The sequence below is a fragment of the Vibrio sp. Isolate33 genome, from assembly GCF_022397895.1.
In the GTDB taxonomy this organism is placed as follows: domain Bacteria; phylum Pseudomonadota; class Gammaproteobacteria; order Enterobacterales; family Vibrionaceae; genus Vibrio; species Vibrio pomeroyi.
The window spans coordinates 156618-180618 of record NZ_JAKEUP010000008.1 but is presented as its reverse complement, the minus strand read 5'-3'; the positions used below and the strand labels follow the sequence as shown (position 1 = coordinate 180618).

At 43.4% G+C, this 24001-nt stretch carries 24 protein-coding genes; 8 read left to right on the top strand and 16 right to left on the bottom strand.

The features are described 5' to 3' along the window. The first annotated feature begins 310 nt into the window (after window positions 1-310). Entirely contained in the window at window positions 311-1042 is a 732-nt protein-coding gene (cobB, locus tag L1D37_RS13760) for a Sir2 family NAD+-dependent deacetylase (protein ID WP_239848250.1), read from the top strand. Between the two features lie 164 nt (window positions 1043-1206). Here cobB and L1D37_RS13755 read toward each other — a convergent pair whose 3' ends face one another. The 6 genes from L1D37_RS13755 to potA all read right to left on the bottom strand — a co-directional run bounded on the left by L1D37_RS13755 (window position 1207) and on the right by potA (window position 7265). Beyond that, window positions 1207-2007, bottom strand: a complete 801-nt coding sequence (locus tag L1D37_RS13755) for a GGDEF domain-containing protein (protein WP_239848249.1) — start codon at window positions 2005-2007, stop codon at window positions 1207-1209. Window positions 2008-2091: 84 nt separating this feature from the next. After that, window positions 2092-3129, bottom strand: a complete 1038-nt coding sequence (locus L1D37_RS13750; RefSeq protein ID WP_057622386.1) for an extracellular solute-binding protein — start codon at window positions 3127-3129, stop codon at window positions 2092-2094. Between the two features lie 227 nt (window positions 3130-3356). Beyond that, window positions 3357-4391 (bottom strand): extracellular solute-binding protein, encoded by a 1035-nt coding sequence (locus L1D37_RS13745; protein WP_239848248.1) that lies wholly within the window; start codon window positions 4389-4391, stop codon window positions 3357-3359. A gap of 147 nt (window positions 4392-4538) precedes the next feature. After that, window positions 4539-5309 carry a spermidine/putrescine ABC transporter permease PotC gene (gene potC / locus L1D37_RS13740; RefSeq protein ID WP_008217945.1) on the bottom strand — a complete coding sequence of 257 codons (771 nt, stop codon included), beginning with the start codon at window positions 5307-5309 and terminating at the stop codon, window positions 4539-4541. Continuing rightward, the gene (gene potB / locus L1D37_RS13735; RefSeq protein ID WP_017632481.1) at window positions 5309-6166 is read right to left on the bottom strand and encodes a spermidine/putrescine ABC transporter permease PotB; all 858 of its coding nucleotides are present in this window, start codon (window positions 6164-6166) and stop codon (window positions 5309-5311) included. The genes potC and potB overlap by 1 nt, the downstream gene beginning before the upstream one ends. Continuing rightward, window positions 6150-7265, bottom strand: a complete 1116-nt coding sequence (gene potA / locus L1D37_RS13730) for a spermidine/putrescine ABC transporter ATP-binding protein PotA (protein ID WP_239848247.1) — start codon at window positions 7263-7265, stop codon at window positions 6150-6152. The genes potB and potA overlap by 17 nt, the downstream gene beginning before the upstream one ends. Window positions 7266-7594: 329 nt before the next feature. Between potA and L1D37_RS13725 the strand changes: the two genes are divergently transcribed. The 4 genes from L1D37_RS13725 (at window position 7595) to ttcA (ending at window position 11230) form a co-directional block, all read left to right on the top strand. Then, complete coding sequence (locus L1D37_RS13725; protein ID WP_029405598.1) at window positions 7595-8410, top strand: hypothetical protein; 816 nt, start codon at window positions 7595-7597, stop codon at window positions 8408-8410. Next, window positions 8403-9254, top strand: a complete 852-nt coding sequence (locus L1D37_RS13720) for a glucosaminidase domain-containing protein (RefSeq protein ID WP_239848246.1) — start codon at window positions 8403-8405, stop codon at window positions 9252-9254. Before L1D37_RS13725 ends, L1D37_RS13720 begins: the two co-directional genes overlap by 8 nt. Window positions 9255-9374: 120 nt before the next feature. Then, on the top strand, window positions 9375-10025 hold the full coding sequence (locus tag L1D37_RS13715) for a DUF2987 domain-containing protein (RefSeq protein ID WP_239848245.1): 651 nt from the start codon (window positions 9375-9377) through the stop codon (window positions 10023-10025). Between the two features lie 311 nt (window positions 10026-10336). Next, the gene (gene ttcA / locus L1D37_RS13710; protein WP_017632476.1) at window positions 10337-11230 is read left to right on the top strand and encodes a tRNA 2-thiocytidine(32) synthetase TtcA; all 894 of its coding nucleotides are present in this window, start codon (window positions 10337-10339) and stop codon (window positions 11228-11230) included. Window positions 11231-11353: 123 nt separating this feature from the next. On the opposite strand, the gene uspE is transcribed toward ttcA, so the two are convergent. From uspE to ccoN, 10 genes are all read right to left on the bottom strand, one after another. Continuing rightward, on the bottom strand, window positions 11354-12304 hold the full coding sequence (uspE, locus tag L1D37_RS13705) for a universal stress protein UspE (RefSeq protein ID WP_176681181.1): 951 nt from the start codon (window positions 12302-12304) through the stop codon (window positions 11354-11356). Between the two features lie 132 nt (window positions 12305-12436). Beyond that, on the bottom strand, window positions 12437-13183 hold the full coding sequence (locus L1D37_RS13700; protein ID WP_017632474.1) for an FNR family transcription factor: 747 nt from the start codon (window positions 13181-13183) through the stop codon (window positions 12437-12439). An 86-nt stretch (window positions 13184-13269) separates the two neighbouring features. Then, the gene (locus tag L1D37_RS13695; RefSeq protein WP_239848244.1) at window positions 13270-13944 is read right to left on the bottom strand and encodes a sulfite exporter TauE/SafE family protein; all 675 of its coding nucleotides are present in this window, start codon (window positions 13942-13944) and stop codon (window positions 13270-13272) included. Next, the gene (gene ccoS / locus L1D37_RS13690) at window positions 13934-14170 is read right to left on the bottom strand and encodes a cbb3-type cytochrome oxidase assembly protein CcoS (protein WP_017632473.1); all 237 of its coding nucleotides are present in this window, start codon (window positions 14168-14170) and stop codon (window positions 13934-13936) included. Before ccoS ends, L1D37_RS13695 begins: the two co-directional genes overlap by 11 nt. Further along, entirely contained in the window at window positions 14170-16542 is a 2373-nt protein-coding gene (locus L1D37_RS13685) for a heavy metal translocating P-type ATPase metal-binding domain-containing protein (protein ID WP_239848243.1), read from the bottom strand. The genes ccoS and L1D37_RS13685 overlap by 1 nt, the downstream gene beginning before the upstream one ends. A gap of 5 nt (window positions 16543-16547) precedes the next feature. Then, window positions 16548-17027: a FixH family protein gene (locus tag L1D37_RS13680; RefSeq protein ID WP_123301700.1), complete on the bottom strand. Its 480-nt coding sequence runs from the start codon at window positions 17025-17027 to the stop codon at window positions 16548-16550. A gap of 85 nt (window positions 17028-17112) precedes the next feature. Then, complete coding sequence (gene ccoP, locus L1D37_RS13675; RefSeq protein ID WP_086711456.1) at window positions 17113-18087, bottom strand: cytochrome-c oxidase, cbb3-type subunit III; 975 nt, start codon at window positions 18085-18087, stop codon at window positions 17113-17115. Next, complete coding sequence (locus L1D37_RS13670) at window positions 18087-18263, bottom strand: CcoQ/FixQ family Cbb3-type cytochrome c oxidase assembly chaperone (protein WP_004742291.1); 177 nt, start codon at window positions 18261-18263, stop codon at window positions 18087-18089. The genes ccoP and L1D37_RS13670 overlap by 1 nt, the downstream gene beginning before the upstream one ends. 9 nt (window positions 18264-18272) lie before the next feature. Next, the gene (gene ccoO / locus L1D37_RS13665) at window positions 18273-18893 is read right to left on the bottom strand and encodes a cytochrome-c oxidase, cbb3-type subunit II (RefSeq protein ID WP_004742292.1); all 621 of its coding nucleotides are present in this window, start codon (window positions 18891-18893) and stop codon (window positions 18273-18275) included. A gap of 11 nt (window positions 18894-18904) precedes the next feature. Then, window positions 18905-20332, bottom strand: a complete 1428-nt coding sequence (gene ccoN, locus L1D37_RS13660; protein WP_050645360.1) for a cytochrome-c oxidase, cbb3-type subunit I — start codon at window positions 20330-20332, stop codon at window positions 18905-18907. A 258-nt stretch (window positions 20333-20590) separates the two neighbouring features. Here ccoN and L1D37_RS13655 point away from each other — a divergent pair, with 258 nt between their 5' ends. From L1D37_RS13655 to L1D37_RS13645, 3 genes are all read left to right on the top strand, one after another. Then, window positions 20591-20956 (top strand): hypothetical protein, encoded by a 366-nt coding sequence (locus L1D37_RS13655; protein WP_239848242.1) that lies wholly within the window; start codon window positions 20591-20593, stop codon window positions 20954-20956. A gap of 115 nt (window positions 20957-21071) precedes the next feature. Continuing rightward, on the top strand, window positions 21072-22256 hold the full coding sequence (locus L1D37_RS13650; protein WP_239848241.1) for an FIST N-terminal domain-containing protein: 1185 nt from the start codon (window positions 21072-21074) through the stop codon (window positions 22254-22256). Then, window positions 22256-23980, top strand: coding sequence for an ATP-binding protein (locus L1D37_RS13645; protein ID WP_239848240.1), 1725 nt, complete (start codon window positions 22256-22258; stop codon window positions 23978-23980). Before L1D37_RS13650 ends, L1D37_RS13645 begins: the two co-directional genes overlap by 1 nt. Window positions 23981-24001: the final 21 nt, after the last annotated feature.

Genomic DNA, 24001 nt, shown 5'->3' with positions numbered 1-24001 from the left:
TAATCTGGCGCGGATATCATCGTGGAGCTGGGAAGCTAGTGCTCCCAACAAGGACTCCGAATACATTAGCGCAAACCAACTCCGTTATTACTTAATTGTAGTTGCAATAACGGGGCGGACCATACATTTTTGTTTCTATGAATGTTAAAACAGAGAGTTTGCGTAGGAAAGGTCACAACTATCAAGCGAGTTATGTCACAAATAGCCAATGAATTCAGTTGCCTAAGACTATGGTCTAATCCCTAAAACTATTGTTGGAATTTGAACAGTGCTAAGCTGTAACAAAGTGACATATCTAAAAGGACGTTATATGCATTTCCCATATCGAAATATCGTAATTCTTACTGGCGCTGGCATCTCTGCAGAGTCGGGGATTCAAACATTCCGAGCACAAGACGGATTATGGGAAAACCATAAAATCGAAGATGTCGCGACGCCTGAAGGCTTTGCAAAAGATCCTGACTTAGTACAAGCGTTTTACAACAAACGTCGTCACGGTCTGCAAAATGAAAGCATCCAGCCAAATTCAGCCCACAAGGCGCTAGGAGAGCTTGAAGACAAGCTTGATGGCAAAGTTACCATCATTACTCAAAACATCGACAACCTGCATGAGAGAGGCGGTAGCAGCAATATCATCCACATGCACGGTGAACTGCTTAAAGCGCGCTGTAGCGAATCAAATCAAGTTATCGATCATAAAGATAACATCGAGACAGGCGAGCTTTGTCACTGTTGTCAGATTCCCGCGCAAATGCGCCCTCATATTGTTTGGTTTGGCGAAATGCCATTGAGAATGGGCGACATTTATTCCGCACTAGAAGAAGCCGATCTGTTTATCTCAATCGGTACATCAGGCGTGGTGTATCCAGCTGCTGGGTTTGTGCATGATGCGAAAATGCATGGCGCACATACGATCGAAATCAACCTTGAGCCAAGTGCAGTAGAGAGCGAGTTTGAAGAGAAACGTTACGGTAAAGCGAGTATCGAAGTACCCAAGCTAGTCGGTGAGCTTCTTTGTACTGAGAGATCTTCTGTGTACTGAGACAAGCTCGTTAACGGCTTAATTGAAGATATACGCCTCTAAAAAGCAACAGCAACAAAAAGCAGATACGTATCTAATCGCTAATCAGCAAGTTAGATAGGTGTTTGCTTTTTTTGTTCGTGAAACATTTTTTATTTAGGAGACTTAAGAACTCTTTGAGAGACTTAAGAACCTGTTGTAATAGAACGCTGCGCTTTTTTCATTTCATACATCGCCTTATCTGACTTATCCAGCGCCTGTTGAAAGTTTTCATGACAAGTCACTTCTATGCCGTAAGAGAAAGAGATATTTTCACCATGGAGTAGGTTGCTGACTTGGCTGACGAACTCACCACCACGCCCCAGTTGTGCCGTCGCAACAAACTCGTCACCACCGACACGAAACACCATTTCATCTTCCAATACCGATTGGCTTAACGCTTGAGAGAATCGAACAATCATGAGATCACCGACTTTATGACCTTTGCGGTCATTCACCGTTTTTAAGCCGTCTAAGTCGAAATAGATAAGCTCGAACTCTTTTAGTTTGATGGCATCAAACTTCTTACGATTGTACAAACCTGTTAGCTCGTCTTGCTTACTTTGATCCTTCAGTTGAGTCGTAAGTTCGGTAATACCGTAGGCGATAAGTAGAAAAGCGATCTGCAATAAGCCATCTTCGAGGAAAGTGTCGAGCAATTCATTTCTGTCTGCCCATTCATCGAGGTGTTTGAGCTCTGTCGTCACATCATAGAATAGATTAAAAATAAGCAGCAGCGCGCCGCAGCGAAGGATTTTATGAGGGCGAATAGCGTGACGAGCAACGTAGTAGATATACATGGTGATCACGAGCGTGTTCGTTTCGAAAAACAGGTCGTAATTAGAGTCTATGTGGATGAATGAACTCAGACCAAGCATCAATAATGACGCAAGCAGCATTAGAGTCACAACCAATAGTATAGGGTTCGCTGGCATATTATAACGCACTCCATATCGTTTAATGCCATCGTATATAAAGTATAGATAAAAATAAAGCGGCTTACGCCGCTTTATTAACCTGTCAGTAACAATCTAGTTGTTTACTTTAAGTTTTTGGAAGTACTCGTCATAAATAACGCTCGCTTCACCAACTTCATCTTGCCAAACGCCGTTATCCATCACTGATTGTGGTGGGAAAACGTTCTTATCTTCAGCAAATTCTTTTGGAAGAAGAGGGTAAGCCGTTTTAACTGGAGTCGGGTAACCGATCTCTAGAGCGATCTTAGCTGCGTTCTCTGGACGAAGAAGGAAGTCGATCATCTTATGAGCCGCTTCGATGTTCTTAGCACCTGAAGGAATTGCTAGGCTGTCCATCCAGAAGATAGCGCCTTTTTCTGGCCAGATAATGTCAATCGTTGCGCCTTCTTGGCGTGCCATGTAAGCAGAGCCATTCCAAAGCATACCAAGAGACACTTCACCCGCTAGGTAAGGGTTCGCTGGGAAATCTGAGTTAAATACCAACACGTTTGGCATTAGCTTACGAAGTTCTTCGTACGCTTCTTTGATTTCTTCTGGGTTTGTTGTGTTTGGAGAGTAACCCAGTTTAGACAGTGCAATGTGGAAAACCTCACGAGAGTCATCCATCATCATCAATTGACCTTCCCACTGTGTATCCCACAGATCGCCCCAGTTTTTAACTGAAGACTTGTCTAGCATATCTGAGTTGATACCAATACCCGTTGCGCCCCAGATGTAAGGGATCGAGTAATTGTTGCTTGGGTCAAATGGCTTATCTAAGTAATTTGGATCCAAATCAGCAAAGTGGCTTAGCTTAGTTTTATCAAGTTCTTGAAGCATGCCTTCTTTACGCATCTTAGAAACGAAGTAAGTAGAAGGAACCACTAAGTCATAACCCGTACCTTGAGTTTTTAACTTAGCGTACATGCTTTCGTTAGACTCATAAGTTGAGTAGTAGACTTTAATGCCAGTCTCTTCTGTGAAGTCTTCTAGTACTTCATTCGGGATATATTCAGACCAGTTGTAAAAATACAGTTCTTGGTCAGCTGCGAAAGAGGGTGTAGAAAGTAAAGTAGCAGCACACAATGCGCCGGTATACAGTGTTTTTTTCATTACTGTTCCGTTCATTTGTTTGATTTGGAGCTGGGTAGTGAACCCAAAGTAAAAGGATTTCTAAAAATCGCGCTATATTATAGCAGCGATATAACAAAATAGGCAGCCTAAGCTGCCTATTCATTGATATTCTTATTTTTAACTTGTTGATTATCTAGATAGCCTTGTTAAGTAAACCAATGACTTATTAGCATCTGGTGACCAGAGCAACTAGATAACGAACTCGCTTACTGACCGGCTTTAAGCTTCATGAAGTAATCTTCGTACTTCACTGTCTTGTCGCCAACCGCAGCTTGCCATTCAACACGATCAAGATCTTCTTGAGATGGGAACAGAGCAGGGCTGTCTTTAAACTTCTCGTTAGACGCTTTAACTGCCGTTAGGTAGCCTGTGTCACGAGAGATTTGCTCAGCGATTTCAGGGCGAAGTAGGAAGTCGATCATCTTATGAGCCGCTTCTACGTTTACCGCGCCAGAACTGATTGCAAAGTTATCAACCCAACCGATGCCGCCTTCTTTAGGGAAAATCAGTTTAATTGGTAAGCCTTCGTTTTGCGCTGCAGCAGCAGAACCATTCCAAAGCATACCAAGACCAACTTCACCAGACATGTAAGGCGCGCCTGGGTTGTCTGAGTTGAACACAAGAACGTTCGGCATTAGCTTTTGCAGTTCAGCGTAAGCTTCATCGATTTCTTTCTCGTTGGTTGTGTTGCCTGAGTAACCTAGTTTACGCAGTGCGATGTGGAACACTTCACGAGTGTCGTCCATCATCATCAGTTGACCTTCAAGTTCAGGCTTCCATAGGTCAGCCCAGCTTTGGAAATCTTCTGGGTCGTACATGTCTGTGTTAACAGCCAAACCAGTAATAGCAACTACGTGTGGGATAGAGTAGTCGTTATTCGGGTCGTACGGCTTATCTAGGTAGTTAGTATCTAGATTCTTGAAGTTGTTCAGCTTAGTTTTGTCGATCTTTTGAAGCATACCTTCATCACGCATCTTAGATACGAAGTAAGTCGACGGCACAACTAGGTCGTAGCCTTTGTTGTGTGTTTTTAGCTTTGCGTACAAGGTTTCGTTCGACTCGTAAGTCGAGTAAATAACCTTGATACCAGTTTCATCAGTGAACTGTTCTAGAATCTCACTGTTGATGTAAGGTCCCCAGTTCATGAATACCAATTCTTTGTTATCTTTTGCAAAAGATGGTGCAGATAACATTGAAAGCGCACATGCACTACCAGCTAATAGAGTAGCCCATTTTTTCATTGACGTTAGCTCCAAACTAAACGTTGCCCGAAGGCAGTAGATAGAAAAACAGAATGGCAATTTACCATTCTGTTTATGATTAACACTTTGTAGAACATGAAGTTTGTTAACTTCTTATCAAGTTCATCTCTGAATAGAGTAGGAGACTTACTTGATCTTCTCTCTCGCTAGTAACTGAGAAATAATCACCAGTACTAACGACACCACTAACATCACTGTTGCTAGGGCGTTTACCTCAGGAGAGATACCCACTTTAACCATTGAGTAAATCTTCAGTGGCAAGATTTCATACGTTGGGCCCGTTACGAAAGAACTGATGATCACATCGTCCAAAGACAGAGTGAAGCTCAATAACCAACCCGCAGCTACCGCTGGCTTAGCAAGGGGAAGGATGATCTGTTTTAGAATCGTCCACTCGCTTGCGCCTAAGTCTTTTGCTGCTTCTAGCATTTTCACATCAAAGCCATTCAAGCGACTGTAGACCGTTACAACAACAAACGGTAGACAGAACGTAATGTGCGCTGCAAGCAGGGTAAAGAACCCAAGTTGCACACCCATTACCAAGAATAGCGCAAGAAGCGAAATCGCCATTACGATATCTGGAGACATCATTACGATGAACAACATGCCATTGACTACGCCTTTACCTTTGAACTGGTAACGGAATAGGGCTACTGCGGTTAGGCTGCCGACAATCGTTGCGGCTGTTGCTGAGAACACCGCTACGTTAATCGAGTGCCACGCAGCCTGCATTAGGCTGTCGTTGTTAATCAACGCGTCATACCACTTAGTGGTGAAGCCACCCCATTTCATACCAAACTTGTTGGCATTAAATGAGTTCGCAATCAATACGATAATAGGTAGGTATAGAAAAGCGTATACCAGCGCCATAAAGCTGAACTTAACTGTGCGACCCATTAGTCTAGCTCCACTTTCTTGTTCAATAACTTACCTGCTCGGTAGTAGGCATATAGCATCACAGCCATTGCCATGGTCAATGCGATACTCGTTGCTGCGCCAAACGGCCAGTCTCGAGCGTTGAGCACTTGGCTCTTAATCACGTTACCAATCAATAGGTTCTTAGCGCCGCCCAATAAGTCAGAGATGTAGAACATGCCCAACGCAGGAAGAAGTACCAATAAACAACCGCCGATAATGCCTGGCATTGTCAAAGGTAGTACCACTTTCAATAGCGTTTGCAGTTTGTTCGCACCTAAATCTTTAGCGGCTTCTAAATACGTATCATCCAGTTTTTCAATCGCTGAATACAACGGCAGAATCATGAACGGAAGTAGGATATACACCAAACCGATCATCACTGCTGTTTCTGAGTACATGATACGTAGCGGCTTATCGATAATGTCTAATGCTAACAAGCCCTTGTTCAACACACCTTGAGTACCTAGCACCACTTTTAGTCCGTAAGTACGGATCAAAGAGTTCGTCCAAAATGGCACAATCACTAGGAACAACATGATTGGGCGCCATTTCGCCGGCATTTTTGCCACGATGTAAGCGAACGGGTAACCAATGATTAAACAAAGTAGGGTTGCGACAATCGCCATATAGAAAGAGTGCATCAGCACTTTAAAATACAGCGGGTCAGCCAAACGCACGTAGTTATCGAGAGTGAAGGTCATCTCGATCAAGTTCGCTTCGTCACGAGTTAAAAAGCTAGTACCGATGATCATGATGTTTGGAATCATCACGAACAGCACTAACCAACCTGTGATTAAAGCAACTATCGCGTTTTGTAAATTAAACTTCTTGCTCATCTTCTAATACCACTTCCCAGCTCTCAACCCAAGTTACTGCAACTTTTTGGCCCAGTGAGTGATCAACATCAGGGTCATCTTCGTTGAAGAATTCGCTAACCATCACACGCATACCATATTCAAGTTCTACGACTGAATCCAATGTCATGCCTTTATAGGTTCGCTCGACAATGTGGCCAACAATACCGCGTTGCTCAGACTCTTTGATTTCTTCGATACGAAGATCTTCAGGGCGAAGCAGTACTTGCAGTTTTTGACCCGGTGTTACGTCTTTATCGTGATAGATAACTGACTCTTCACCTTCGATTGTCGCAACAATGCGTTTTTCATCTAAACGAGATTTCGCTGTCGCTTCGAATACGTTAATTTCACCAATGAAGCGGGCTACAAACAGGTTCTTAGGCTCTTCGTAGATCTCTCTTGGCGTACCATCTTGTTCAATCACGCCATCACGCATAACAATAATACGGTCAGACATAGACAGCGCTTCTTCTTGGTCGTGCGTTACAAAAATGAACGTGATGCCAAGTTGGCGTTGTAATTGTTTTAGCTCGATTTGCATCTGTTTACGTAATTTGTAATCCAGAGCAGATAGAGATTCATCCAATAGAAGAACTTTTGGCTTATTAACGACAGCACGAGCGATTGCGATACGTTGCTGTTGGCCACCAGATAGCTGGTGTGGTTTTCGTTGTGCCATTTGTTCTAGGCGCACCATTTTTAAAGCATCCATTACACGAGGTTCAATCTCGCTACTTGGTACTTTCTGCATGCGTAAGCCAAATGCCACATTGTCGAAAACGGTCATATGCGGGAATAGGGCATAGCTTTGGAATACAGTGTTTACATGCCTTTGTTCAGCAGGAACTTGGGTTACGTTCTGTTCAGCTAATAGTATTTGACCACTATCTGCTGTTTCAAAACCCGCAATCATTCTTAGTACGGTTGTTTTACCACAACCTGATGGGCCTAAAATCGTGAGAAACTCACCATGATTTACGTTTAAATCAAGATTGCCGATGACTTCCTTACCATCGAAACTTTTACTAATGCCAGTTAGCTGTACTACTGGCTTTCCTACTGATTTTTTAGCGTTCAACGTCTGTTTTTCTCCACCTTGGTTCTATTTGAGACCTGTTGCTATACACCTTTAAGGCGCGCATCATAATCACCAAAAACGTGAATTCAAAGCATTTTTTACCTTTCGAAGATAAAAAATTTCGCAGGTAAAAGTAAACATCCTTTACCATACTGTTATTTACTGGGTTTACGCCCCGACAAGTGTCTAATTATTAACCATTAAGACGCAAAAGCAAGCCTTGTTACAGATTCATATTTTAGTTTGTATCCGACATATGAGTATAATGAAGGTAATTTTTTATCAATAAGTTAGGTCGCTTAGTTTAATTAGCGCACCTAGGTATCAATATGAACAACGACATCGAAAAAGATTTTAATTTGGGCGGTAGTATCAACCGTGCACTTTCCGGCGATTATGAGCTCAAAGCAACGGCTGTATTCCAAGAAGCTTGGAAACATACGATAAGTCACTTTCTTTCGTTCTCCCCTGCGATTGTTGCTCTGATGTTCGTGCAACTGGCTATCTTTTATATCGCACTAAAACTGCAACTGGGTGATCCTGCGGTTATCTTAGATGCGGTTATCGATCCAGAGGCGTTTACGCCACAAATCGTTGAATCCATTTTTATTGCCAACTTCAGCTATGAAGTGATCAGCGCGCCTATCTATGCTGGCATCTGTTTGATGGCGATGAGCCACGCAGCTGGCCTACAAACTAAAGTGCGTCATATTGGTAAAGGTTTGCAGTTCACGGTTCCTGTTATTCTGGTGACTCTGTTTAGCCTAATGCTGCAAGGCATCGCGGGTATGATTCTGCCGTTCTTGTCGATTTACTTCTCGCTTGCGTTCAGCCATTCAATTCTGCTGATTTGTGATAAGAAAGTGCCACCAATGCAATCGCTGCTGCTTTCATTACGTGCTGTGAATAAGAAAATCTTCACCGTTGCATCTATCTACTTGCTCGTTATGTTGATGTTCATCGTCGCTGCAATGATGTACGGCATTGGCCTGATCTTCGTTTTGCCTTTCTTCTTCCATGTGAAAGGGATTCTTTACCGCGAAATGTTTGGCATCAAACTTAAGGTGATTGCTTCTGAACACCCGAAGAGTGATGACGATAATAACGACGATAACAATAAAAACCCGCAGGTATTCGATGCGTAATAACGTTCAAGCAAGCTCAAGCAAATCTCTTGCACTAAAAGTGACGGCACTTGCCCTTGTTGGCTCGATCTCATTAGTTGGGCCACTTCTTTACCAACAAGAAGAAGAGCGACGTCGTGCAAGTAAGACAAGCCAAGATTCTGAACAGCAGTTCGGCAACTTAACCGTGGCTTCAAATACACCGAACTTTGCTGCCATTGAAGATGTAAACGAGAAGAAAGACACCTTCTTTTCTTATTTACGCCCAAGTATCAATATCGAAAACAAACGCATCACTAAAGAGCGCGCGTTTTTGACTAAGGTTTCTGACGCTGGCATTTCGAACATTGACTCGGAAGATGTGTCATACGCAAAAAGGTTAGGGAAGTTGTACAGCTTGCCTGTACCTTCGTCAGGATTAGATCAAGCTTGGCTTACAGAGATGCTGAACCGTGTAAACGTGCTACCTGAAGCGCTTGTGTTAACTCAGGCGGCAAACGAGTCGGCTTGGGGTACATCGCGCTTTGCAACTCAAGCGAACAACTATTTCGGGCACTGGTGTTACACCAAAGGTTGTGGCCTTGTTCCGCTACAACGTAACGAAGGTAGCTCTCATGAAGTGGCAACATTCTCTTCGAGCCAGGAGTCTGTACACCGTTACTTCATGAACCTGAACCGAAATCGTGCATATGCCGATTTAAGAGCGATCCGCGCCAAACTTGCGGCACAAGGCGATGATTTGCTTACGATGAGCACAGCTACAGAGCTTACCAATGGGTTGCTAAAATATTCTGAGCGAGGTTCAGACTATGTGACTGATTTACAAGCTATGATCCGTCACAACGAGGTATACTGGAAAAAGTAACTCGATTTGATATCAGTTGGTTGCCTTTCATAGTAGGCTAAACCAATCGACATTACATAAAGAGCAGCTCATGGCTGCTCTTTCTATTTATAAACGCTCAACTTCGACAAGATTATAATAATGAAAAAGACAGCACTCGCTTTATTAGCCTCTCTAAGCCTTGGGGTCTCTTTACCCGCTGCAGCGCAAGAGTACATGTTCACGTATTCTAAGCTCTACACACAGCTCAAAAACAACACCAAAGAAGGGCACGATGACGTCAAAGTTGCAGTCTTCTTTGTGGATCAACAAGCTCAAACCATTTGTCACATCAGCAAAGCATGGATGGAAAAAGAAGAACATTACGAAGAGCTAAAAGTATCTCCAACGCATGAGCTACTTTTACCTGTAGATCAAAACCTTCGTTCAGCAAACCCGCTTATCTTTGTTCAAACTCAAGAGCAAGAGTGTGCGTACTCTTTGGTTGTAATGACTCAAGAGCCTTTAGCTGGAAAGGTCGAGGTCTCACAACTGGAAAACCTGTTGCCGCAGATGCAAGCGATGTTAGAAGACGTCAGCGGCATGTTCTCCAGTTGGTTCACGCCGGATGTTGAAGGGTTAACCTTGGAATTTAATAACAAGCTTGAAGGCAACATCGCGCTGTCTAACGGTAAGCAAATCCCAATCACACAAGGGCGTGCGAAATTCACCCTAGAAGAACTGAATGGAAGTGACAGCATCACGTTGCCAGAACCTACTATTCGCGTATTACCTTACATTCCTGCGCAATAGAGTTTGCCTAACAAGCCTAACTAGAGCTTAAACAGCTCAATGAAAAGCAGCCGAACCTTATAGGAATAGGCTGCTTTTCTTTTTCTACTAACAATGCGATTCGTATTTGTGAATGCCTGTTTTTCTCAAAATCTTAGAGCTCAACGAAAAATCACAGCCCTTATCGCAAGATAAAACCGAATCTTTCTATTACTCGCTTTGTTTATCCTGCAGTTACTATTTCAACCTGAAATAAAAATCCGTATAATCCACGCCCTAAAACAGTCCCACTAGCAATCTACAGTCGGTAATACGACGGTGTGAGAGTCGCAATGAACCAAAACGATAATAGAAAAGAAACACTTGAATTCAACAAACTTCAGAAACGTCTGAGAAGAAATGTTGGAAATGCCATCATCGACTACAACATGATCGAAGAGAATGACGTAGTAATGGCATGTATTAGTGGCGGTAAAGATTCATTTGCGATGCTAGACATTTTGCTACGTTTACGTGAAGCAGCACCTATCAAGTTTGATGTTGTAGCGGTAAACCTAGATCAAAAACAACCTGGGTTCCCTGAGCACATTCTTCCTGAATACTTTGAAACGCTGAACATTCCTTACTACATCGTAGACAAGGACACATACTCAGTCGTTAAAGAGAAAGTGCCAGAAGGCAAAACAACGTGTGGCCTATGTTCTCGTCTGCGTCGTGGTACTTTGTACTCGTTCGCTGAGAAGATTGGTGCAACTAAGATCGCACTTGGTCATCACCTTGATGACATCGTTGAAACTATGTTCCTGAACATGTTCCACGGTGCACGTCTAAAGGCAATGCCACCAAAGCTTCGCTCTGATGATGGTCGTAACGTTGTTATTCGTCCACTGACTTACTGTCGTGAAACGGACCTAATCAAATACGCAGAACACAAAGAGTTCCCAATCATTCCTTGTAACCTATGTGGTTCACAAGAGAACCTACAACGTCAGAACATCAAAGCGATGCTGATTGATTGGGACAAGAAAACACCAGGTCGTGTTGAGAAGATCTTCAAATCAATTCAAAACGTTAGCCCAAGCCAACTGGCTGACCGCGAGCTGTTTGATTTCGTAAACCTTCCGCTAGACCGTAGTGGCGAACGTGAAGAATACGAATTCCAAGAAGCTGAGATTTCATCTTCTAACATCGATGAGTCAATGTTCATAGACGTGACGAACGTATAACGAGATGATTCTCGCTGAAGTTATTCTGTATAAGTAGTGATAGACAAAAAAAAACGCCTCAAGCAATGCTTGAGGCGTTTTTTTATGAGTTGAACTTGTCGTGAAGTTCTGTGCTTAAACGACTTAGCCTTTCGAAAGGTTAGGGTCGAGTGGGCTAACGTAACCAGACGGCTTAAGAGCCAACACGTCACAGTTAATCTTATCGATCACATGCTCTGCGGTATTACCAATAAACACGGCAGACAAGCCAGTACGGCCCGTTGTACCTAAAATGACCATAGCGGCGTTATTTTCAGACGCTACGCGTGGAATCACATCTTCTGGTAAGCCTTGCTCAACAACAGTTTGCTCTTCACACATACCGTGTTTCTGGCGTAGTGCCTTCATCGCGGTTAAGTGATGGCCACGAACGGCGTCAGTGTAAGACGTAGGATCAAACTCAGGCAGTTCGATAGTGATATTCGCCGGTGTCACAGGATAAGCGTTAACCAAGAGTGGTTCTGCATCCAAACGACCTGTGATTTCAAGTAATCTATCAACCATCGTATCGTTAAGTTCTAGGTGAGCTTCTGTCTCTGAGCCTACGTGAACTGAAGCAAAGATCTTCGCGTTATCAGGCCAGAAATCATTTTTAACCAGTAGCACAGGGCTAGGGCACTTTCTCAATAGGTGCCAATCAGTTGGTGTGAAAATAACTGATTCTAAGGTGTCGTGCTTACGCGTCCCTTTAATCAAGATGTCGTGTCCACCACTGTAGACCTCAGCAATGATCGCTTCGTAGGGGCGATTATGCCAAACCACTTGAACGTTAAATTCGATGGAATCATCAAGGTAAGGTTCTGCGACTTTATTCATCCAGATTTCACGCTGGTGAATCACGCCTTTACGCATTGCGTCTCTCTCATCGACAGAGAGCATAGATGTCATTTCATACGAGAAGTCGTATATCGACAAAAAGAAAGTGATGTGGCTTGTTGAGGTGCTTTTCTTAGCAAGTTGGATAGCACGAACTAGAGCAGGTTGCTCATCGTGATTAATGTCTGCGACAACTAAAATTTTGTTATAGATACTCATAACTAAGCCTACTTTTCAGACCGAACATATAAATAATGTAGCGTAGTTATGGGGAGATTAAGAGAAATAAAAGAGGTTTTAAGAGAGAAACATGATGTAGCTCATTATTGAACTACATCATTGATATCTAGACTATTCTTTTGAAACGCCAGCAAGTTCCATCAACGCATCGTGATCTTCGATAGTGATATATTTGCCTTTAACGCTCAAGATGTCTGCTTTTTGGAAACGACCTAAAAGACGGCTGATTGTTTCAACAGTCAAACCAAGGTAGTTACCAATATCGCCACGAGTCATCGTTAGGCGGAACTCGCGTGGGCTGAAGCCACGTTGAGAGAAGCGAGTAGAAAGGTTGTAAAGGAATGCAGCAAGACGCTCTTCCGCGTTCTTCTTAGAAAGAAGCAGAATCATTTCTTGGTCACCTTTAATCTCGTTACTCATCAGGCGCATAATTTGCTGACGCAATTTAGGCATTTTTCCTGATAGGTCATCGAGAATCTCATATGGGATTTCACATACCATAGAAGTTTCTAGTGCTTGTGCGAAACTAGGGTGTAGGTCACCAGTAATCGCATCGAAGCCAACAAGATCGCCCGCTAGGTGGAATGCAGTAATCTGCTCATCACCTTGCTCGGTAATCGTGTAGCTCTTGATCGTTCCAGAGCGAATAGCATATAGAGATTTAAGCTCGTCACCGGCTTTAAATAACTCTTGGCCTTTTTGAATAGGCTTTTTTCTCTCAATGATCTGATCAAGTTGATCGAGTTCAGATTCATTCAAAGTAAACGGAATACAGAGCTGGCTAATACTACAATCCTGGCAATGGATTGCACAGCCGCCAGACTGAACACGTTTCGTCACAGGCTTTTCAGAAATCATAACAATCTTTCACTATTTGATATACGTCAATATTTTAGCATTCCTTTATCCAGTTGGGTAGTAAAAAAACCGGATTTAAAGAATGGCTATACGGTATAAATAATGAGCTGCAATGCCATATAACCGGTATAGAAACCGTAAATGAGGATTAAAATTGCGCCTAGTTGGCGAAATAAGTCAGCTTGTTGCAGTTTTTTGAGGAAATTAGCGCCCATACCAACCGTCAGCATCGCTGGAAGCGTCCCTAAACCGAAGGCAAGCATGATGCCCGCTCCATTGTACCAGCTTCCCGATACCGCAGCCCACGTTAGCATTGAGTAAACAAGGCCACATGGAAGCCAACCCCAGATAAAACCAAAAGGCAGGGCGTGGCTTGGGTGTTTGAGCGGAAGAAAAGACTTACCGATTGGAGATATATAACGCCAAAGCTTCTGGCCGACTTTTTCAAAGAACAACAAGCCGAACCACCATTTGCCAATGTATAAGCCTAAGATGATCATAAAGACAGCAGCGAATAGACGTAGCCAGCCGAGCAAAGCATTAAAATCGCTGAGCTGGCTAATCGAAGAGATTGCTCCACCTATCACGCCACCAATCACGGCATAACTTAATAAGCGTCCAAGGTTATAAAGGAGAGGGATAACAGGGGAAGGTTTGGCATTACCGATCGAAAGAAGCGACGCGATACCACCACACATTCCCATGCAGTGTCCCGCGCCGATCAATCCAACAACAAAAGCTCCGATCCAATCAGGCGTCATTATTCTTTTTATCTAAGTTAGGTTGGCTTTCTGTATTAGCTTTTTCATTCTTAACAGGCTTATTGTCCGAATGATTGTGAGCCTTTTCGTCTTCATCAAACAGAATGTTATGACCTTGGCGCTCAAGGTCTTCAAACTGTTCACTCTTAACGGCCCATAGAAAGATACCGACAGCGATACATACAAGTACGATCGCGATTGGAATGAGTATGTATAAACTTTCCATTATTTACCTTGCTCTTTTAAAAGCCTTAACGAGTTAGACACAACAATAATAGAGCTAGCAGACATGCCAACAACGGCAATGTAAGGAGCAACCAAACCGGCGACAGCCAATGGAAGGATAAGTAGGTTATATCCCAATGACCACGCTAGGTTTTCGCGGATTATCTTACGCGTTTTTAGTGCCAAAGTACGCGACTTCAATAATCTATCGAGTTTATCACCCAACAAGACCATGTCTGCAGAAGCTTTGGCCACGTCTGTACCGCCGCCCATAGCGACAGAAAGGTGAGCACCCGCGAGAATAGGAGCATCGTTAATACCATCACCCACCATCATTGTGATGTCACTTGCGTCTCTAGAGTTGAGGTAAGCCAGCTTGTCTTCTGGTTTGGCGTTCGCAACGATATCGGTAATACCAATCTCTTCAGCAACAGGCTTTGCGTTAATCAACGAGTCACCGGTCAGCAAGGTGGTTTTGATACCTGCTTCTTTGAATTGCTTAATGAACTCGATACTTTCTTTACGAATCGGATCTTCATAAGTAAATGTCGCGATATGGCGACCAGCCAATGACAGGTAGATACCGTTGCTTTCGGAAGGCTGAGATTCACCAAGAATGAACTCACTACTACCGATTGCTACTTCTTGACCATTCCACTCACCAGTAATGCCCGAGCCAATCACGTTGTTAACCGATTCTACTTCGATATCATCAGAAACATAGCTCTTGAATGCTTTAGCAATAGGGTGGTTCGCGTGTTGTTCCAGGCTTGCTGCAACTTGTAAGCATGTATCTTTATCAACGTCTGAGAAGGTGTCTACTTGGCTAATACGAATATCACCCTCAGTCAATGTACCCGTCTTATCGATGATTAAGTGGTTCACTTTACACAAGGTCTCAAATACATGGCCTTTACGTAGCAAAATACCAAAGTTACCCATACGAGAGGTTGAACAAGTAATCGCAGTCGGTGTGGCAAGGGATAGAGCACACGGACAAGTCGCAACAAGTACCGAAAGCATGATCCAAAACGCGTCTTCAGGGCGTGTTTGATGCCAATAAAACCAAGTACCGAACGAGATAACCAGAATCACAGCGACAAAGTATCGAGCAACCACATCCGCAATTTCTGCGATGCGAGGTTTTGACAATTGCGCTTCATCTTGTAGGCGTACGATGTTGGAAATCACTGAATCTGCTTTAGACGTCATCACTTCCAGTTCAAATGATTCGTCACCATTCAATGTGCCAGCAAAGACGGTATCGCCTTCGTTTTTCACCACATGGATAGATTCGCCAGTCAGCATAGATTCATCGATGTGGATTCGGCCAGACAGCACTTTGCCATCCGCAGGAATATGCTCACCTGGAAGTACGCGGATCTGATCGCCTACTTTTAAGGTTTTCACTGGAACTTGTTCGCCGTCTAACGTTGTCGCCATTGCAGGAACGAGCTTAAGCAGGTTACCACTTGCTGCAGCCGCTTTACGACGTGCGCGCATTTCAAGAAAACGACCAAGCAATAGGAAGAAGGTGAACATCGAAATCGATTCAAAGAACACTTCGCCTTTTTCTGTCACGGTTGCAACCAAGCTCGCCACGTAGGCAAACAAAAGAGCAATCGACACAGGCACATCCATACCTAACGTTCGGCCTTTGATGCTTCGCCATGCATTGATATAGAAAGGCAACGCAGAATAGAGTAGAACCGGTGTTGCGAAGATCAAGCTGACCCAACGGAAGTAGTTTTTAAACTCAGGCTCAAGATTACCAAACACTTCAAGGTATAGCGCTACTGCCAGCATCATCACCTGCATGGTAGCTAGGCCAGCCACACCAAGGCGATACAAGTAGTTCTTCATTGAGCGGTGGTAGGCCGCTTCTTGTTGGTCTGCCTCGAAAGGCGCCGCTTTGTAGCCTAAGGTATGGATTGCAGATAACAACTCGCTCAGTTTAACTTGCGTGTTATCCCAGCTAAGTAGGGCACGGTTAGTGGTGGTATTCACACGAATGCTACCAACACCTTGTTTAGAAGAGACTTGCTTCTCAATAAGCCATGCACAGGCGGCACAAGAGACACCTTCTAGTGACAATGTCACTTCAGAGATATTTTCGGAGTTACGAACGAATTCTAATTGAACATCTTCGTTGTCGTAATGACTGAGTGCCAGCAGTTGCTCTGGCACTAGATCAGCTTTTTCAGCAGGAGCGGTGCGATATTGGTAGTAAGAAACCAAACCGCTATCAACGATTGTCTGGGCTACGGTTTCGCAACCCGGACAACACATCTTACGAGTCGATCCTAAGATCTCTACTTTAAAATCCGTTTCCGCTGGTACATCTTCACCGCAGTGATAACAGGATTCACACATAAGCTTTAGTTCGTTAGTTGAGTAGGAGTTTCAATAGGGAAGTTCATACGACCTTGCACTAACCATTCTGAATCGTGCGGAGACAGCTCGATAAACCATGGACCTTGCATTTCGTGGTCTAGAGTCAAGGTGTAGTTGCCTCGCGCATCTGCAGTAAGCAGTTGAGTGAAATCACGGTCAGGCAGCGTTCTGTGAACGAACATCGCGCTAATCGCAGGGAAGTGTTCAAGTTTACCTTTATCTAGAGTAATGATAACCGAGTTACCTTTCTCGTTAACTAAAGCTGACAGGCCTAGTTCTTTAGCGATGTTTACTTTCGAAATATCGACATTAATGCCTTTTCCTTTTTTATAGTAATCCTCAGTCACTAGGTCTACAGAGTTCTGTGTAAACACAATAACCGTCATGATCGTCCAAATAACTACTGTTGCTGGCAACGCGATTAAGAACCACGGCCAAAACTGTTTATACCAAGGCTTTACCATAAAAAATATCTCAAAAAAGAATAAAAAGAAGGGGTTATAAAATAAAGGAAAGACAGCCTCTTAGAAAGAGGCTGTTATTGAAATGTTACTTATTATCCGAGTTGCTTAAGCTCCACACGTAAGATGAAACCAGTTGTACTTTGTCTTCGCCTAGAATGTCTTTCCAAGCAGGCATTACGCCAGAACGTCCGTACATAACTGTTTCAGTTACATCTGCGCGTGAATCGCCAAACAACCAATCGCGGTCAGTCAGGTCAGGAGCGCCAACAGCAGGGTTACCCTTACCATCAGTACCGTGACACGCAGCACACACTACAAAGCGAGCTTTACCAGCTTCTGCTTCACGTGCGTTTACGCTACGACCAGAAAGGCTAAGAGTGTAGCTAACTACTTCTTTTACGCCTTCTTCGCCAAGCGCGTCTTTCCAACCTGGCATTTGACCAACACGACCGTGCATAACTGTTGTTACGATAGCCTCAGGTTCGCCGCCATATAGCCATGCGTCGTCAGTTAGGTTAGGGAAACCTTTCTGACCACGTGCATCAGAGCCGTGACACTGAGAACAGTTTTGCAAGAATAAACGTTGACCCACTTTGATTGCGTCAGCATCTGATGCAATGTCAGGGATTGAACGTAAACCGTTTTCGTCGTGAGCAAGCTTTCTGAATGCTTCACCGAAGTAGGTGTCTGCATCATCAAGCTCTTTCGCGTACGCATCTAACTGCTTGTTTGCTTGCGCAGCAGCAATTGCAGAGCGAGACTCTTCAATGCTACGAACTTCTTGGTTTGAACTTGTCCAACCTAGTAGACCTTTAAAGTTGCCAAGGCCTGGGTATAGAGCAAGGTAAACCGCTGCAAAAACAATCGTACTGATGAAAAGGTATGTCCACCATTTTGGTAGTGGGTTGTTAAGCTCACGAATACCATCGTATTCATGGCCCATATCATGACCTTCTTCAACGCCTGTTTTGTCTTTAAAACACCAACGAAGTAAGACAGCACAACCAATTAGGGTACCAATCGTAATCGCACTAACCCAGATACTCCAGAATGTACTCATTACTTTGTCACTCCTTCATTTTTAGAACTTGTTGCTGGCTCGTCGTCAGCAAACACTAGGTTCGCGTCTTCGTCGAAACGTGATTTACGGTTTTTGCCGTATGCCCACCAAACGATGCCGATGAAGCAAGCAAAAACAGTCACAGTCCAAACACTTTGAAATGTAATAATGTCCATAATTATTCCTTATTTCATTGCGTGGCCAAGCGATTGAAGGTAAGCGATGATTGCATCCATCTCTGTTTTTCCTTCAACATCTTGTTTAGCGTTAGCAATTTGTTCGTCTGTGTAAGGAACACCAAATTGATTACGGAAGAGTTCAAGCTTCTGTTGAGTCAATTTGCCATCAAGTACATTCTCAGCAAGCCATGGGAAACCAGGCATGTTTGATTCAGGAACAAGTTCACGAGGGTCGATAAGGTGAACACGGTGCCACTCATCAGAGTAACGATCACCAACACGTGCTAGATCAGGACCAGTACGCTTAGAGCCCCATAGGAATGGGTGTTCCCAAACGCTTTCACCAGCTACAGAGTAGTGGCCGTAACGTTCAGTCTCAGAGCGGAAAGGACGAATCATTTGGCTGTGACATACGTTACAACCTTCACGAATGTAGATATCACGACCTTCCATTTCTAAAGCAGAGTAAACGCGTAGGTTTTCTACAGGTTCAGTTGTCTGCTTTTGGAAGATAAGAGGGGTGATTTCTACTAAAGCACCAAAACTGATAGCAATAACGATCAAGATCGCTAGTAGGCCAACGTTCTTCTCTACCAACTCATGGCGATTATTTGAATTTGAGCTCATTCTAAATCTCCTTAAGCCGGTTGAGCGATAGCTTTAAGGCTATCTTTAGGTGCAGAAACAGTTTTGTACGTGTTGTATGCCATTAAGAACATACCAGATAGGAAGATGAAACCACCTAGGAAACGTACAAAGTAGAACGGGTAAGACGCTTCTACAGATTCAACGAAGCTGTAAGTTAATGTACCGTCAGAGTTAACTGCACGCCACATCAGACCTTGCATCACACCAGAGATCCACATTGCAACAATGTAGAAAACCGTACCAATCGTTGCTAACCAGAAGTGAACATTGATTAGAGATACAGAGTACATACGCTCTTGACCAAATAGTTTAGGAACTAAGTGGTAAACCGAACCGATAGAAACCATTGCTACCCAACCTAACGCACCAGAGTGAACGTGACCGATAGTCCAGTCCGTGTAGTGAGATAGTGCGTTAACCGTTTTGATTGCCATCATTGGGCCTTCGAAAGTCGACATGCCGTAGAATGATAGAGAAACGATTAGGAAACGTAGGATTGGGTCGTAGCGAAGCTTATGCCACGCGCCAGATAGGGTCATAATACCGTTGATCATGCCACCCCAAGAAGGAGCAAACAGAACCAAAGACATAACCATACCAAGAGACTGAGTCCAGTCAGGAAGTGCAGTGTAGTGTAGGTGGTGAGGACCAGCCCAGATATACAGAGACACAAGAGCCCAGAAGTGAACGATCGACAAACGGTAAGAATAAACAGGGCGACCAGCTTGTTTAGGAACGAAGTAGTACATCATACCTAGGAAACCAGCTGTCAATAGGAAGCCTACCGCATTGTGTCCGTACCACCATTGCACCATTGCATCAATTGCACCTGAGTAAATCGAGTACGATTTAAACGCAGATACAGGAACAGCTAGGCTGTTAACGATGTGCAACACGGCAACCGTGATGATGAAGGCTCCGAAGAACCAGTTTGCTACATAAATGTGCGATGTTTTACGCTTAATCATAGTTCCGAAGAACACGACCGCATAAGCTACCCACACAAGAGTAATAGCAATATCGATTGGCCATTCTAGTTCTGCGTATTCTTTACCAGAGGTCAAACCTAACGGTAAAGTAATTGCAGCGGACAGGATAATCGCTTGCCAACCCCAAAAGGTAAAGGCTACGAGAGGGCCACCAAAGAGACGCGTCTGACAGGTACGTTGCACAACATAATATGATGTTGCAAACAGCGCACTTGTACCGAACGCAAAAATAACCGCATTAGTATGCAGGGGACGTAAACGACTGTACGTCAACCACGGCGTATCAAAGTTTAGCTGTGGCCAAACTAATTGAGCGGCAATCAAAACACCAACGCCCATACCGACAATACCCCACAAAATTGTAACGAGGGTAAATTGACGGACGACCGTATAGTTGTAGTTTTGTTCAAGCTGCTTTTCTTGGCTCATTTGCATGCTTCCAATTTCTTATTTACTACACTTTACTTCCAACACGACTCACGTCGTAATGCCACCCAAATTAGAAAAGGAAATGCAGCCTATTCAGGGCTTTATTTCCACTTGCTGATTTTAAAAAAAAGTGGCATTTTCAACGCGACACTATACTTGAATTAACAAATCAATGACAGAGTAGTAACCTTACGCTTGGTCTGGAATTGGATTTTTATTTAAAAACTTTGAACTTTGTAACAAGGAGTAAAGATTATAATGGCGGCACAAAAGCTAACAAAAGGCAGGCTTGTTCAAATTATCGTCATGTTGGTTATTTTAATAGCTGCATTTACTTGGAGAACAGTAACATACGATAATAACGAAACAGTAAACTGTATAGTTTCAAAACCTTGTGAATTTGGCATTGATAATCATAATGTTTTAATTTCAGACGATAACCTGGGCTATTCGATCGAAACATCTAAAACTGGCAAATTTATCATTAGCTACAATGAAAGCGGAATTTTGGAAGAGAAAGGGCCTTCAAATTGGCTGTTACAAACCGATGATAATAGCTCCTCAATAACAGTTACATTTCCACAACAGATAAGCACGTTTTCTGTAAACCTCTCTAAAGAGTAATCGAGCGAAAACTTGGACACACCTCAGCGCTTTTGATAGAAATATGTACCAAATCAATGAAACACAATGCATTAAAGTGTTATAAAGGCAACATTAATAAAGTTTCCAGAAATCTATGAAATTTCTATCAAAAGTCTCTTATTCGCTAGACGATAAAATCGCGGTAGATGAGTTGCTCAGTGGGGTCGAAAACCCTGACAATATTGCCTGTCTTATTTGTTACTGCACAGAAGAGTACTCCACGCTCGCTGTGCAGAGATATTTCGTAGATGCTCTCCCAAACACTCCTATCCATGGCTGTACCACTTGTCACGGTATTATGACCGAAACTGGGTTCCATTCAGGCCCAGTAATTGGCGTCCTCATCATTTATGACTCAGGCATCAACGCCTATGGGACGGGTATCGAACACTTTGGCGAGTCTATAGAACAAAGCACCTTTAGCGCGATAGATAGAGCACTTAAAAACGCCAACCGTGAAGGTGAAATCCCCGATCTTATCTTGTTACATTCCACACCTGGGAACGAAGAGAAGGTGATGGCTGCCATCGATAACAAGTTCGGTACAGAGGTACCCATTATCGGAGGCAGTGCTGCGGACAATCAGGTTTCTGGAAATTGGAGCATCTTTACCGAGGAGTCACTCTCTATCAATGGTGTGTCTTTAACCGTCGTATTTGCATCCCAGTCTATTTATTCCTCATTCAGTGCTGGTCACACCCCTACGCGTTACTCAGGCACCGTGACCAAAGTACGAAACAGAATATTATTAGAAATAGACCATAGGCCAGCAGTCACCGTTTATAACGAATGGACAAACTTCCATTTAGGTGGCAGCGATGATGGCTATATCTTTGAAAAATCGTCTGTTTATCCATTGGGAAGAAAGGTCGGCTCGTCTTATGACTACCCATATTTCAAGCTGTCTCACTCTATTAGAGAAACAGAGTGTAATGGGATCGAGCTCTTCACCGACATCAGTGAAGGCGACACTATCTATTTAATGCAAGGCTCCAAACAACAGTTGATAAGCCGTGCCGCTAATATCATTCATTCATCTTATTACAACGATATGGATCTCGAAGAGAAACTCGGTGCAATCAACATCTTTTGCGCGGGCCCAATGCTCAACCTAAAGCAAGACATGGATGAGGTTTGTGACCAAATAAATCAAGCACTTAATGGGCTTCCATACATATGCCCATTCACTTTTGGTGAACAAGGCAGGCTCTCTGGTGGTGAGAACGCGCACGGAAACTTAATGGTGTCGTCAGCAACGTTTTATAGGTTAAAGAAGTAATGGGATCGGAAGGTCAAGAAGCGCTGCAAGAAGCACGTATTGAGCTACAAAAACTGAAAGCCCGTGAGCGAAAGCTGGCTGAAGAGAATAGGGTAATCCTATCAACCATCTCTGCAATCAGTAAGGCGAGTAACATCTCCGAGATCTTTTCTAGCCTTGAGTTTGTGCTCAAAAAGTACATTAAGTTTGATGACTTTATCGTGGTATCAAGGGTAGGGAACGAAGGTAGTTTCAAGACCCTGTTAACCAATAACAAAGTCTTCGAACAGATGAACTGGACAGATTGCGGTAAGCTATCTCGAGTCATCAATGGAGAATGCGCTATCCTTTTTGAACCCAAATCACTGGGTGAATTCAACTCTTTGCATCCCATAGTTCTCGACCAGATTAACTCAGTTCTGATTACCGGAATTGATAGTGGACTCACACAGTCCGTGATCATCTTTATACACTCCAACACCAAACACTTCAGCATTGAAACCAAAGCGACGCTTAACCGTTTTAGACCTCTGATTGAACGTGCAGTTTTCGATATTGAAAACAAAGAAAAGCTTGAAGCCACAGTTCGAGAACGTACCGCCGAACTAGTCACAGCAAGGAAAGATGCAGAAAGAGCCAACAAGGCCAAATCTGAATTCCTAGCCATGATGAGCCATGAATTAAGAACTCCGTTGAACGCGATTATCGGCTTAATTGATACGCTGAAATCCACATCATTGAACGACGAACAACAGTCTATACTGCTTAATATGAGCGCATCGTCTGAGTTGTTGTTAGCGATCATCAGCGACGTATTGGACTTTTCAAAAATCGAGTCTGGATGTTTCTCGTTGTCGCCTCAATGGAGCAACGTAAGAGACACTGTAACGTTTGTCTTGTCTGAACAAAAGAAGACAGCAGACGATAAAGGATTAGCGCTAACCATAACCAGCGACATCCCTGAAGGTGAACTTCATTATCTCGACCCAAGCCGTTTGGCGCAGATCTTATTTAATCTGATTGGCAACGCGATTAAGTTCACTGAACAAGGACATGTGCATGTGTCTATCAAATACCAGCAAAGTTCGTTCTATATAACGGTAGAAGACACCGGGATTGGCATCAGCTCGCAGCAGCTGGCTTCATTGTTCAGTCCATTTGTTCAAGCTGATAGCACAATCACACGCAGATTTGGTGGCACTGGCTTAGGCTTGGCTATCACCAAACGACTTGTTGAACTAATGCGTGGACGTATATCTGTAGAAAGTGAGCCAGGAAAAGGCTCTAGATTTGAAGTACAGTTACCAGTGCTTACCAGAGTAACGAACAATCTTGCTGACAATGTACAAGGTGACTGTGCGAGAGATCTAAGAAGCCGATACTCAGTTTTAGTTGTGGAAGACAATCCAACCAATCAAATGGTGATTAAGTTAATCCTAACAAGACAAGGCCATGAAGTTTTCATCGCAAGTAATGGTGAAGAAGCAATTGGCTTTATTGAAAGAGGCAACGATTCAATAGACATTATCCTAATGGACGTGTCGATGCCTGTCATGGATGGATTGACCACAACCAAATACATGAGAGAAGCAAACATCCAAACACCAATCGTCGCTCTAACAGCACACACATCAGTAGAAGACAGATTTTCATGTTTAGATGTTGGTATGAATGATTTCGTTACCAAACCAGTAAGAACCAAAGAGATCACAGAAGCTATTGATCGACTAATGCTTGAGATCTAATAAACGTATTCTTAATCGAAG